The following is a 12,285-nucleotide window of genomic DNA, read 5'->3' as shown; positions in this document are numbered from 1 at the left end:
ACCGGGCTGTCGGTGTCGGAGCTGGCGGGCCAGCCGCAGGGCGCGCAGCACCTGGTGGCGGTGTTCGAGACGATGCGCGCGGCCGACGTGGCGCTGGCCCTGCACAGCCTGCCGTTCAAGCGGCGCTACGAGGTGGCCGAGGCGCTCGACGACGAACGGCTCGCGGACGTCATCGAGGAGATGGCCGAGGAGGACCAGAAGGACCTGCTGGCGCACCTGGACGACGAGCGCGCCGCGGACATCCTGGAGGCCATGGACCCCGACGACGCGGCGGACCTGCTGGCCGAGCTGCCGCAGGGCGAGCAGGAGCGGCTGCTCGGGCTGATGGAGCCGGAGGAGTCCGCGCCGGTGAGGCGGCTGCTGGAGTACAGCTTCGACACCGCGGGCGGCCTGATGACGCCGGAGCCGGTGGTCCTCTCGCCGGACGCGACGGTGGCCGAGGCGCTGGCGCACGTGCGCAACCCGGACCTCACGCCCGCGCTGGCCAGCATGGTGTTCGTCTGCCGCCCGCCGACGGCCACGCCCACCGGCCGCTACCTGGGCTGCGTGCACATCCAGCGGCTGCTGCGCGAACCGCCGTCCGACCTGGTCGCGGGCGTGCTGGACACGGACCTGGCGACGTTGTCGCCCTCCGCGTCGCTCAGCGACGTGACCCGATACTTCGCCGCCTACAACCTGGTGTGCGGGCCGGTGGTGGACGAGAGCGACCACCTGATCGGCGCGGTCACCGTGGACGACGTGCTGGACCACCTGCTGCCGGTCAACTGGCGCGAAACGGGGCTGTCCCATGCCTGAGCTGCTGCCGCGTCGACGGCTCGACCAGCCGCGCACGGAGGGCCGGTTCCGGCTGTCGCTGGACCCGGAGGCGTTCGGCCGGTTCTCCGAGCGGCTGGCCCGGTTCCTCGGCACCGGGAAGTTCCTGTTCTGGCAGACGCTGCTGGTGATCGTGTGGATCACGCTCAACCTGGTGGCGGTGTCGCTGCGCTGGGACCCGTACCCGTTCATCCTGCTGAACCTGGCGTTCTCCACGCAGGCCGCCTACGCCGCGCCGCTGATCCTGCTCGCGCAGAACCGGCAGGACGACCGCGACCGGGTGTCGCTGGAGGAGGACCGGGCGCGGGCCGCGCAGACCAAGGCCGACACGGAGTACCTGGCGCGCGAGCTGGCCGCGTTGCGGATCGCCGTCGGTGAGGTGGTGACCCGCGACTACCTGCGCAGCGAGCTGGAACGCGTGTTCCGCGAGCGCAAGCGCGCCGTCAAGGACGACGTCCCCTCACCCTGAACCGCACGTCGAGGCTCGCCCGGTCAGGAGCTGCCGGGTCAGGGTTCTCGCCGGGTCAGGGGTGCTCGCCGGGTCAGGGCTCTCCCGCGCCGAGCCGGTCGCAGGTGCGGCCGAACGCCTCCAGCTCGGCGTGGCCGAACGCGTCGGCGAAGTGGCGCACGACACCGGTGAGGTGCGTCCCCGACGCCACCCGCAGCCGGTCCAGCCCCTGCGAGGTGAGCACCGCCACCACGCCGCGACCGTCGCCGTCGGCGCGTTCCCGCAGCACCAGGCCCGCGCGTTCCAGTCGGTCGACGAGTCTGGTGACGCCCGAGCGGGACAGCAGCACGGCGTCGGCCAGCTCCGTCATCCGGAGTCTGTACTGCGGCGCCTCCGCGAGCTGCACCAACACGTCGTAGGCCGCGAGCGACAGTCGTTGCTCAGCGATGAGTTCGGCTTCCAGGACCCGAGTGAGCCGCGCGTGCGCCCGGAGAAAAGATCGCCACACCCCCAGCTCGGTACGGGTGGGCAACCGGGCAGATCCGGTTTCCGGCACGGATACCGATGTTACGGAAAGCACGCAACCGGCTGCGCGCTGCCCCCGTGACAGGGGTGACCAACCGGTAGCTTGGAGGTGCGGGGGCCGCCGTAGCATGGCGGTCCCACCACCTCTCCCGAAGGCGTTCCCGTGACTCTTCCTACCGTTGACGACGTGCAGAAGGCGTTGGCCGGTGTGCAGGACCCGGAGATCCGGCGTCCCATCACCGACCTGGGCATGGTCAAGGGCGTCGTGGTCGGTGACGACGGGGTCGTCGACGTGGCGGTGTACCTCACCGTGTCCGGCTGCCCGTTGCGCGACAAGATCACCGCCGACGTGACGGCCGCCGTGTCCGCGCTCGACGACGTGACCGGCGTCCGCGTCGAGCTCGACGTGATGAGCGACGCGCAGCGCACCGAGCTGCGCAAGACGTTGCGCGGCGGCGTCGAGGAGCCGGTGATCCCGTTCGCCCAGCCCGGGTCGTTGACGCGGGTGTACTGCGTGGCGTCGGGCAAGGGCGGTGTCGGCAAGTCGTCGGTGACGGTGAACCTGGCCGTCGCGATGGCCGCGCGCGGGCTGTCCGTCGGCGTGGTGGACGCCGACATCTACGGCCACTCCATCCCGCGGATGCTGGGCACGGACGCCCGACCGACCCAGGTCGAGAAGATGATCATGCCGCCGCAGTCGCACGGCGTGAAGCTCATCTCGATCGGCATGTTCACGCCGGGCAACACCCCGGTCGTGTGGCGGGGCCCCATGCTGCACCGGGCGTTGCAGCAGTTCCTGGCCGACGTGTTCTGGGGCGACCTGGACGTGCTGCTGCTCGACCTGCCGCCGGGCACCGGTGACATCGCCATCTCGGTGGCGCAGCTCGTGCCGAACGCCGAGATCCTGGTCGTGACGACGCCGCAGCAGGCCGCCGCCGAGGTGGCCGAGCGGGCGGGGTCGATCGCGTTGCAGACGAGGCAGCGCATCGCCGGTGTGATCGAGAACATGTCGTGGCTGGAGCTGCCGGACGGGTCGCGGATGGACGTGTTCGGCTCGGGCGGCGGGCAGGCCGTGGCGGACTCGCTGACCCAGGCGGTCGGCGCGGACGTGCCGCTGCTGGGCCAGGTCCCGCTCGACCCGCGGCTGCGGGAGCAGGGCGACTCCGGCACGCCGATCGTGCTGGCCCACCCTCAGTCGGTGGCGGGCCAGGCGCTGGCGGCGATGGCGGGCAAGCTCTCGACCAGGTCCCGCGGCCTCGCCGGCCGCCTGCTGAACGTCTCCCCCGCCGGCCGCTGACCACCGCGACCACACTTCCCACCGCAACCGCGCTTCGCACCACGACCACGCTTCGCAGGGGTCCTCGCCAAGGGGACCCCTGCTGTGATTTTACCGGTGGGGTCCGACAATTCCGGGCCCTCGCCCGCACCCGACCGCTCGCGACCGCATCGATCGGCACGCCACCGCGAGTGCCCAACGCCACCGCGCCGGCCGCCGGAGAAACGGGTCGGTCAGCGTCGGACCAGGACCCGACGGACCGGTCAGCACCAGGTCAGGTGAAGTCCGGGGCCGTCAGCGCCGGACCGGGTAACGCCCAGGCCAGGCGACACGGACCAGGCCGTCCAGGCCAAGTAGCGCCAGGTCAGGCGGCAGAACGGACCAGGCCGCCCAGGTCAGGTAGCGCGGACCAGGTAGTGCGGATCAGGTGGCGTCCGGGTCGTACGGAGGGCGCTCGCCGCGCTCCAGCGGCCGTTCCCCGGCCGCCGCGTCACGCACGGGCGGGACGGCGGGATGACCGTTCGGCTTCTCGACCGGGTCGTCGTCCCACAGGTGCTTGGTGATGGCGCGCTTCGGGTCGAAGTTGCGCAGCTCCCGCAGGTCCTCCAGCGGCTTGCGCAGCTGCTCGAACTCGGGCCCCATCTCCTGCTTCAACTGCTCCCGCGCGCCCGTCGCGTACTCGCGGACCTGGCGCAGCGTCTTGCCCAGCCACGCCGCCGCCGAGGGCAGTCGTTCCGGCCCCAGGATGAACAGGCCCGCCACGACGATGACGAGGATCTCAAGCCACCCGATGCTGTCGAACACCCGCGTGCCCCACCTTCCGCGCCCCGTCCTGACCGCCAGCGTAGCCGTCAGTCGGACCTGAGAGTCACCTGCACCGTCAGCTCACGGCCCTGCCTGGCCAGCACGACCGGCACCGTCTCACCGATCTCGCGTTCCCTCACCGCGACGGTCAGCTCGGCGGCGTTGCGCACCATCCGGTCACCGACCCGCGTGATGACGTCGCCCTCCTCGATGCCGGCCGCGTCGGCCGCACCGCCGTCGGGCACGTTCTGCACCTGCGCGCCCTCGGCCGTCTCCGCCGACGCCGACCGCACGTTGATGTTCATGTCGGCGTGCTTGACCTCGCCGTCGCGGATCAGCGCCTGCGAGACCTTGCGCGCGTAGTTGCCGGAGATGGCGAACCCGAGGCCGACGGAGCCGCCGGTCTCGGTGCGGATCGACGAGTTGATGCCGACCAGCGCGCCGGACGAGTCGACCAGCGCGCCACCGGAGTTGCCGGGGTTGATGGCCGCGTCGGTCTGGATGGCGTCGTAGGTGACCTGCGGGCCGCCGTTCTCGCCCGCCGCCGTCACGGGACGGTGCAGCGCGCTGACGATGCCCTCGGTGACGGTGTTCGACAGCGACAGCGGTGAGCCGATGGCCAGCACGGTGTCGCCCACGGCCAGCTCGTCGGAGTTGCCGAACTGGAGCACGGTCGGGTTGTCCACCTGGACCTTGATCACCGCGAGGTCGGTCTTGGAGTCGCGGCCGACGACCTGCGCCACCGCCCGCTTGCCGTCGGTGAAGACCACGGTCAGCTTCGCGGACGTGTCCTGCACGGCCGGTGCGACGACGTGGTCGTTGGTGAGCACGTACCCGGCGCCGTCGATGACCACGCCGGAACCGACGCCGGCCACGTTCGCGCCCTTGAACTCGATCGACACGACGCTGGGCGTGACGCGCTGCGCGATGTCGGCCACCGACCCGACCGGGCGTTCCTTGCCGGGCTTGACCTCGGCGAGCGTGACGCCGCCGTCGGTGAGCGGGTTGCCGACCCGGCCCATCAGCCAGCCGATCACGCCGCCCGCGCCGCCGACGAGCAGCGCGGCGACCATCAGCAGCACCAGGCCCGCGGGCTTGACGCGGCGGCCGAACAGCAGTTCGGGCACGCTGAGCTGCGGTCCGGGGCCGGGTTCGGGGCGGGTCTCGGTGTCGGGTCGCTCGGTGACGGCGGGCGGTCCGATGACGGCCGCCGCGCCGGGGTCGCGCCAGGCGTCGCCCGCAGGCTTGCCCTCCCAGAAGACGGGCTCGACCTCGGGTTCGCCGTGCAGGTCGACCGGTGGGCGTTGCAGGCGGGTGCCGGCGTCGCCCTGGGGGCGTCCGAACGCGGTGGACAGCGCTTCCGGGGGCGGCGGGGCGAACCGGACGGAGCCGGTGCCGTTGAGGCTGGGGCGGTCGGCGGAGAACGCGCCCGTCACGTCCCGCGGGCGGCCGAACACGGCTTCCTGGCCGGGGTCCACGGGCGGGCGGTTCAGCGGACGGGGTGCGAGCCTGCGGTGCACCCCGTCGTCCACGCCCGACCTGGGGGTCCCGTTGCCCTGCTCTGGCTCGCTCATCGCTCCCCGCACGTCGTCACACCTGGTTGTCGCGCGGCAATCGTGCCCGTTGACCGGTGAAGTTGCCGTCAGCGGGCTGGTCAGCGGCCCATCAGGCCGGTGTTCGGCACGGGGCGCAGCGCCTCCGCCGGTTCGCGGGCGGCGGCGGCCGAGGTCGGGGCCACGACGGGCGCGGGCTGCGGTGTGTTGCCCTGGGCGGGCACGGGCGCGGGGTCGTCGCCGCCGGGGGCGACGAGGGCGAGTGCGCCGAGCATGAGTCCGGAGACGACGACGCCGGCGCCCTGGCGGGCGCGCTTTCCCCCGAACAGACCGGAGCCGAAGAGGCCGGCTCCGAAGCGGCTACCGCCGCCCGTCCCGAAAGGGCGGCCGGACCCCAGCACGGGACCGTTGCCGAACGCGACCCGGTCGGGCCGCTGCACGGTGACCAGCTGGCCGTCCTCGGTGACCGCGAGGCCGTCCGGCGCGCTGGGCAGCTCGACTTCCTGGGGGATCGCACCCAGCCTGGCCAGCAGGCTCGCGGGGGCGCACGGCGCGTCGGCGGCGCGGACCGCGGACCTGGCCTGCTGCTGCGAGTACGCCTCGGCGGCGCAGAACGGGCAGCGCGACAGGTGGGCGGACGCCCTGGTGTGCGCCGACGCGGACAGCTCGCCGTCGACGAAGGCGACGACCGCGTCGGGCAGCAGGTGCTGCTCGGGCAGTTGCCAACCTCGCAGGTCGGTCATGCAGAGTCCTCCCGAACCAGACCCCGACGGCGTTCCAGTGCAACCCTCAGGGCCTGGCGGCCCCGGTGGATCCTGCTCCTCACGGTACCCAGTTTGACGCCGAGGGTGGCGCCGATCTCCTCGTAGGAGAGTCCTTCCACGTCACACAGCACGACAGCGGCGCGGAACTCGGGCGGCAGCTCGTCCAGCGCCGCCTGCAGCTCAGGGTCGAGGTGCGTGTCGGCGTAGACCTCCTCGGGCGTCGGGTCGTCGCCCGGGATGCGGTCGGTCTCCTCGGGCAGGGCCTCCATCCGCACGCGGGAGCGGCGGCGGGCCATGTCGAGGAAGAGGTTCGTCGTGATGCGGTGCAGCCAGCCCTCGAAGGTGCCGGGCTTGTACGACGCGAGCGAGCGGAACACCCGGATGAACGTCTCCTGGGTGAGGTCCTCGGCGTCGTGCTGGTTGCCGGTCAGGCGGTAGGCCAGCCGGTACACCCGGTCGGCGTGTTCACGCACGACTTCGTCCCACGTGGGCGGGATCCACTCCACGTCGTCGAGGGGGGCCGTCAGTGCGGCGGTCGGCTGGTTAGGCATCGGGCGGTTAAGCACCTCCACTGGGCTGCTGCCCTGCTGCACGGGTCAACGCTCGGCTCCCCTGACGTGTTCCCGATGTCCTGCTCGTCATGCGTTGTGACCAGACTGACGTCCTCCCTTATAACCATCGTGAGAGGCGGCTGAGAGCACGCTGAGAATCCGGGTTGTCGGCCGGATTCACCCGAACCGCCGCCGGCGGCGTTAGCCTTCGTGCTGTGGATGCGCCGACGCGCGAGTACGTGGAGCGCTACCTGCCCGAGGACGCCGTGGTGACGGCCGCCAGGGCTCGTGGCGCCGAGTTGGGGTGCGTGCCGATCGGGTCCGGCGGCGGGGCGGCGTTGCGGTTCCTCGCCGCGGCGTTGCAGGCCAAGGCCGTGGTGGAGATCGGCACGGGTGCCGGGGTCGGGGCGTTGTACCTGCTCGGGGGCATGCCCGCGGCCGGGGTGCTGACGTCCATCGACGTCGCGCCGGAGCACCAGCGGGCGGCGCGGGTGGCGTTCGCGGAGGCCGGGATCGCGGTGTCGCGGACCAGGTTGATCAGGGGTCGGGCGCTGGAGGTGCTGCCCAGGCTGACCGACGGCGCGTACGACCTGGTGTTCGTGGACGCGGCCAAGTCGGAGTACCCGAAGTACCTGGAGGAGGGCGTGCGGCTGCTGCGGCCGGGCGGCGTGATCGCGTTCGACAACGTGCTGTGGCACGGTCGCGTGGTCGACCCCTCGCAGCGCGACCCGGACACGACGGCGATGCGGGACGTGGCGCGGGCGGTCCGCGACGACGACAGCCTGGTGCCGGTGATCCTGCCCCTGGGTGACGGTCTGCTGGTGGCGGCGAAGGTCGGTTGAACGGGGCCTGAGCCGGCCGCTCGGACGTGATGACGGTGTGCCTGCCGTCGGCCCCTTCCGGACCGGCGGCCCCCGTGCGGGTGACGTGTTCGTGGTCCCGAAGGGCGCCCGGCACACGCCGTCGTCGCACGAGGGCGCGCGCACCCTCGTGATCGAGCCCGGCGGCACGTCGACGGCCGGGGACCACCGCGAGGAGGTCCCCCGACCACGTCGACGCCGCCCCCGGTCACCCGCCGGACGCCGACCGCGTCAGTGGGCGGTGACGCCCTTCCCGAGCACCGTCACGCCGCCGGACGACACGGTGTAGCGCTGGCGGTCCGTCGCCGGGTCCACGCCGATCAGCGCCCCGTCGGGCACGACGACGTTCTTGTCCAGGATCGCCCGCCGCACGACCGCGCCGCGCCCGATCCGCACGCCCGGCAGCAGCACGCTGCCCTGCACCACCGACCCGGACTCCACGACCACGTCCGAGCTGATCACGGACCCGTGGACGGTGCCGGAGATGATCGACCCCGGTCCCACCATGGAGTCCTCCGCGCTGCCTCCCGCGATGAACTTCGCGGGCGGCAGCGGCGGGGTCGCCGTGCGGATCGGCCAAGCCTGGTTGTAGAGGTTGAACACCGGCCGCACCGACACCAGGTCCATGTGGGCCTCGTAGTAGGCGTCGATGGTCCCCACGTCCCGCCAGTAGCCGCGGTCGCGGTCGGTCTCGCCGGGCACCTTGTTGTCGGCGAAGTCGTAGACGTGCGCCTGCCCCTGGTCGACGAGCATCGGGATGATGTCGCCGCCCATGTCGTGATCGGAGTCGGGGTTGGCCGCGTCCGCGCGCAACGCCTCGATCAGCGCCTCCGTGGTGAACACGTAGTTGCCCATCGACGCGAACGTGACCTCGGGGTCGCCCGGCACGTGCGGCGGGTCCGACGGCTTCTCCAGGAACCGGGTGATCAGGCCCGTCTCGTCGGAGTCGATGCAGCCGAACGCCTTGGCCTCCGCCCGCGGCACGCGGATGCCCGCCACGGTCACGCCCGCGCCGGTCGCTACGTGCTGGTCCACCATCTGGCCGGGGTCCATCCGGTAGACGTGGTCGGCGCCGAAGATGATCACGTGCTCCGGCTTCTCGTCGTTGACGAGGTTCAGCGACTGGAAGATCGCGTCGGCGCTGCCGGTGTACCAGCGCGGACCCAGCCGCTGCTGCGCCGGCACCGGCGTCACGTACTGCCCGAGCACATTGGACAGTCGCCAGGTCGTCGAGATGTGGCGGTCCAAGGAATGGGATTTGTACTGGGTGAGCACGCAAAGCTTCACGAAACCCGCGTTCACCAGGTTGGACAGGACGAAGTCCACCAGCCGGTAGTTACCGCCGAAGGGCACCGCCGGCTTTGCCCGGTCGGCGGTCAACGGCCACAACCGTTTGCCTTCGCCACCGGCGAGGACAATTCCCAGAACGTGCGGTTGCCCCTTCACGACAATGACCCTAACCGGGTGAGCACCGCCCCACCAACGGCGAAGCAGGTCGGACCCGCTCGTTCACCCGGCTGCCCCGGCCGCGGGGTTACGGTGAGCGCCGTGCGAATTGGACTGCTGACACGGGAGTACCCGCCTGAGGTCTACGGCGGAGCTGGGGTGCACGTCGGTTTCCTGGTGCCGAGGTTGCGCGAGCTGGTGGACGTGGACGTGCACGCCTTCGGCGGGCCCCGCGCGGACGCCAGGGCGCACAACCCGGCGCACGGGTTGGAGCAGGCGAACGCCGCGTTGGCGACGCTGTCGGTGGACCTGGAGATGGCCGCCGCGCTGGGTGGCGTGCAGCTCGCGCACTCCCACACCTGGTACGCCAACATGGCCGGTCACCTGGCGAAACTGCTCCACGGCATCCCGCACGTGGTGACCGCGCACTCGCTGGAGCCGCGCCGGCCGTGGAAGGCGGAGCAGCTCGGTGGCGGCTACCGCGTGTCCTCCTGGGTGGAGCGCACCGCGTACGAGGCGGCGGACGCCGTGATCGCGGTCAGCGAGGGCATGCGGACCGACGTGCTGGACTGCTACCCGGCGCTGGACCCGGCGCGGGTGCACGTGGTGCGCAACGGCATCGACACCACGGCCTACCACCCCGTCCCGGACACCGACGCGCTGGTCCGGTACGGCATCGACCCGGGTCGGCCGATCGTGACCTTCGTGGGGCGGATCACGCGGCAGAAGGGCGTCGGGCACCTGGTCGCCGCCGCCCACCGGATCTCGCCGGACGCCCAGGTCGTGCTGTGCGCGGGTGCCCCGGACACGCCGGAGATCGCGGAGGAGACGCGCCTGGCCGTGGCGGAGCTGGCGGCGTCCCGGCCGGGGGTGTTCTGGATCCAGCAGATGCTCCAGCCGGCCGAGGTGCGGCAGATCCTGAGCCACTCGACGGTGTTCGTGTGCCCCTCGGTGTACGAGCCGCTGGGCATCGTGAACCTGGAGGCGATGGCGTGCGGGACGGCCGTGGTGGCCTCCGACGTCGGCGGCATCCCCGAGGTCGTCGACCACGGCCGCACGGGGCTGCTGGTGCACTACGACGAGAAGGACGTCGAGTCCTACCGGGTGGCGCTGGCCGACGCGGTGAACGAGGTGCTGGGCGACCCGGAGCGGGCGGCGGCGTTCGGCGCGGCGGGGCGTCAGCGGGCCGTCGACGAGTTCTCCTGGGCGACGGTGGCCGAGCAGACCGTGGCCGTCTACGAGGCCGCCCTGAACAACGTTAAATGATCGTTTGACACCGTAGTGTGACGGTCGCCACTCGCTCGGAGTGCAACTTCCTGGGGTGGTGACCGCCTTTAACCAGTAGGGGCGACTACTGGGGGCGGCATGCGGTGGCTTGTGCTCCTGCTCGTGCTGGTGGCCGGCGGGTGTGCCACACCCGCCTTCAGCGCCGAGCAGGTGAGGTTGACCATCAAGGGCGCGGCGGTGCTCGACGCGCCCGACCTGCAGGCGCGGGCCGAGTCGGAGCTGAGCTACACGCTGTCGTTCGGGTACGTGGCCAGGACCGGCCGTGACGCGGTGAGCTGCTGGTTCGCCCGCACCGGCGAGGAGTCCGAGGTCGACACCCGGTTGTGGTGCGGTCCCGTGCAGGTGCCCGGCACCGCCGCCACCACCGACTGGGTGCCGGTGCCGTTGAAGGAGGTCGAGCGCGGCGAGTCGGGCATCCGGCTGGAGGTCCAGCCGCCGCAGGTGCCCGCGCAGGGTGCCCGCAGCACACCGGTGGGGAAGCTGGTGCGCACCGACGGGCGGCAGACCGACGCGGACCAGGGCGTCGGCGCGGCGGGTCCGGACTTCCTGGCCGTGCTGCCCGACGACGGCCAGATCCTCGACGCGGCGTCCGCGAGCCTGCGGGACGACCAGCTGGAAGTGAACGTGACGGGGTACGCGTCGCCGTCGGTGTGGACCACGGCGGAGGGCGACCTGCGGGCCGAGCACGGGGTGGCGCTGCGGGTGCTGCGGGTCCGGGTCACCCAGCACGGCAAGGTCGACTCGGCGTTCGAGCAGACGCCGTGGCGCGGGTGGCTGCCGCAGCCGCCGGAGCTGTCGCTGGACGTGCCGGGCCGGCGGTACCGGTTGCCCGCCGACCGGCTGCCGGAGAGCGGGTCGGCGCTGATCGTCTACACCGTGCCGGAGGCCGGCGGGCCCGAGTCGCTGGTGCTCGACACCGTGGGGGCCAAGTCGCTGCAGCAGCGGGTCGAGGTGCCCTCCGGGAAGGTCGTAGGGGATCCGCCCAAGGTGCTGAGGCGCTCCCCCGGCCCGGAGAGCACGTCGGTGTCCACGCCGGTCACGGTGGGTGCGACGCCGGCCGGGTCGCTGGAGGTGGTGCGGGCGCGGCTGGGTCGGCAGCGGCCCGTGTCGACCAACGGGCAGTACGAGCTGGCCACGGCCGGTCCGGGGATGGCGTTGCTGGAGCTGCGGCTGGTCGGGCACGGGGTGCCGAGCGTGCTGGGTGCGGCGCAGACGGCGGCGCTGATGACGGTGGTGCCGGCCGGTGGGCCGCCGGCGCGGCTGGTCGGTGCCCGCTACGGCGGTGACACGTTCCCGGCGGCGGTCGTGTTCGAGGTGCCGGAGGACGTGCGGTCGGTGACGTTCTCCGTGGCGGCGGGCACGGTGCCGTTGTCGCAGCTGGGCACGGTCGCGGTGACCGGCGGGCCGGCCGTGGCGGTGCCGCTCGACTTCTGAGCCCGGAGGTCCGTGCTCGCCCGGTTTGGCCGGTGGTCGGTGCCCGAGTGCTGCGCCGGGTAGGCGGTGCCCGACTGCTGCGCCGGCGGGGCGGTGCTCGACCGCTGAGCCCGGTGGGCGGTGCCCGACTGGTTCGACCGGTGGGCGGTGCCCGACTGTCCAGCCCTGCCGGCGGTGCCCGACCGCTGAGCCCGGCGGTCGCCACTCGACTGCCGTGGCCGGTACGCAGTGCCCGACTGCTGCGCCAGCGGGGCGGTGCTCGACTGCTGCGCCCGGTGGGCGGTGGCGACGGCGACGGCCGCGAGCACCAGCCACCCGGTGACCAGGGCGGTCAGGCCCGGCCAGCCGCCGGCCTGGTAGGCGGCGCTGCCGGCCGTGCCGCCGGTGCTGCTGCCGACGTAGAACGCGAACAGGTAGACACCCGACGCCTGGCCCCTGACGTGCGCCGGGGCGCGGGCGCCGACCCAGCCGCTCGCGACGGCGTGCGCGGCGAAGAAGCCGCCGGTGAACAGGGTGAGGCCGAC

General features: G+C 72.6%; 11 protein-coding genes and 1 pseudogene. 5 read left to right on the top strand and 7 right to left on the bottom strand.

Annotation, left to right across the window (positions count from 1 at the left end; all coding sequences use genetic code 11):
• Together AB0G02_RS18010 and AB0G02_RS18005 are read left to right on the top strand one after the other, a co-directional pair.
• Window positions 1–795, top strand: a 795-nt coding sequence (locus tag AB0G02_RS18010) for a CBS domain-containing protein (protein WP_360795323.1), incomplete at its 5' end; no start/stop codon positions are given.
• Window positions 788–1,282 (top strand): DUF1003 domain-containing protein, encoded by a 495-nt coding sequence (locus AB0G02_RS18005; RefSeq protein WP_360795320.1) that lies wholly within the window; start codon window positions 788–790, stop codon window positions 1,280–1,282. The genes AB0G02_RS18010 and AB0G02_RS18005, both read left to right, overlap by 8 nt.
• 73 nt (window positions 1,283–1,355) lie before the next feature.
• On the opposite strand, the gene AB0G02_RS18000 is transcribed toward AB0G02_RS18005, so the two are convergent.
• On the bottom strand, window positions 1,356–1,793 hold the full coding sequence (locus AB0G02_RS18000) for a MarR family transcriptional regulator (protein ID WP_360795317.1): 438 nt from the start codon (window positions 1,791–1,793) through the stop codon (window positions 1,356–1,358).
• A 156-nt stretch (window positions 1,794–1,949) separates the two neighbouring features.
• Between AB0G02_RS18000 and AB0G02_RS17995 the strand changes: the two genes are divergently transcribed.
• Window positions 1,950–3,083: a P-loop NTPase gene (locus tag AB0G02_RS17995; protein WP_360795313.1), complete on the top strand. Its 1,134-nt coding sequence runs from the start codon at window positions 1,950–1,952 to the stop codon at window positions 3,081–3,083.
• A gap of 402 nt (window positions 3,084–3,485) precedes the next feature.
• On the opposite strand, the gene AB0G02_RS17990 is transcribed toward AB0G02_RS17995, so the two are convergent.
• From AB0G02_RS17990 to sigE, 4 genes are all read right to left on the bottom strand, one after another.
• A complete protein-coding gene (locus AB0G02_RS17990) occupies window positions 3,486–3,866 on the bottom strand; it encodes a sec-independent translocase (RefSeq protein ID WP_360795310.1) in 381 nt (126 codons plus the stop codon).
• A gap of 47 nt (window positions 3,867–3,913) precedes the next feature.
• On the bottom strand, window positions 3,914–5,440 hold the full coding sequence (locus AB0G02_RS17985; protein ID WP_360795307.1) for a trypsin-like peptidase domain-containing protein: 1,527 nt from the start codon (window positions 5,438–5,440) through the stop codon (window positions 3,914–3,916).
• A gap of 80 nt (window positions 5,441–5,520) precedes the next feature.
• Window positions 5,521–6,162: a zf-HC2 domain-containing protein gene (locus AB0G02_RS17980; protein WP_360795304.1), complete on the bottom strand. Its 642-nt coding sequence runs from the start codon at window positions 6,160–6,162 to the stop codon at window positions 5,521–5,523.
• Window positions 6,159–6,734 (bottom strand): RNA polymerase sigma factor SigE, encoded by a 576-nt coding sequence (sigE, locus tag AB0G02_RS17975; protein WP_360795326.1) that lies wholly within the window; start codon window positions 6,732–6,734, stop codon window positions 6,159–6,161. The genes AB0G02_RS17980 and sigE overlap by 4 nt, the downstream gene beginning before the upstream one ends.
• Before the next feature lie 215 nt (window positions 6,735–6,949).
• Between sigE and AB0G02_RS17970 the strand changes: the two genes are divergently transcribed.
• Window positions 6,950–7,576 (top strand): O-methyltransferase, encoded by a 627-nt coding sequence (locus AB0G02_RS17970; protein WP_360795301.1) that lies wholly within the window; start codon window positions 6,950–6,952, stop codon window positions 7,574–7,576.
• A gap of 249 nt (window positions 7,577–7,825) precedes the next feature.
• Here the strand turns inward: AB0G02_RS17970 and glgC are convergent, their stop codons facing one another.
• Window positions 7,826–9,040, bottom strand: coding sequence for a glucose-1-phosphate adenylyltransferase (glgC, locus tag AB0G02_RS17965; RefSeq protein WP_360795298.1), 1,215 nt, complete (start codon window positions 9,038–9,040; stop codon window positions 7,826–7,828).
• A 102-nt stretch (window positions 9,041–9,142) separates the two neighbouring features.
• Between glgC and glgA the strand changes: the two genes are divergently transcribed.
• Window positions 9,143–10,306 carry a glycogen synthase gene (glgA, locus tag AB0G02_RS17960; RefSeq protein ID WP_360795295.1) on the top strand — a complete coding sequence of 388 codons (1,164 nt, stop codon included), beginning with the start codon at window positions 9,143–9,145 and terminating at the stop codon, window positions 10,304–10,306.
• A gap of 1,295 nt (window positions 10,307–11,601) precedes the next feature.
• On the opposite strand, the pseudogene AB0G02_RS17955 reads toward glgA, so the two are convergent.
• Window positions 11,602–12,285: pseudogene (locus AB0G02_RS17955) on the bottom strand (hypothetical protein); the annotation flags it as partial.

This window comes from Actinosynnema sp. NPDC023658 (genome assembly GCF_040639995.1).
Lineage (GTDB): Bacteria > Actinomycetota > Actinomycetes > Mycobacteriales > Pseudonocardiaceae > Actinosynnema.
This window is presented reverse-complemented; position numbering and strand designations above follow the sequence as displayed.

What these genes read in the sequence shown, in the direction of transcription:
- AB0G02_RS18005 (WP_360795320.1), top strand. Translation starts at nt 788, where the DNA reads ATGCCTGAGCTGCTGCCGCGTCGACGGCTCGACCAGCCGCGCACGGAG.
- AB0G02_RS17985 (WP_360795307.1), bottom strand. Translation starts at nt 5,440, where the DNA reads ATGAGCGAGCCAGAGCAGGGCAACGGGACCCCCAGGTCGGGCGTGGAC.
- AB0G02_RS17980 (WP_360795304.1), bottom strand. Translation starts at nt 6,162, where the DNA reads ATGACCGACCTGCGAGGTTGGCAACTGCCCGAGCAGCACCTGCTGCCC.
- sigE (WP_360795326.1), bottom strand. Translation starts at nt 6,734, where the DNA reads ATGCCTAACCAGCCGACCGCCGCACTGACGGCCCCCCTCGACGACGTG.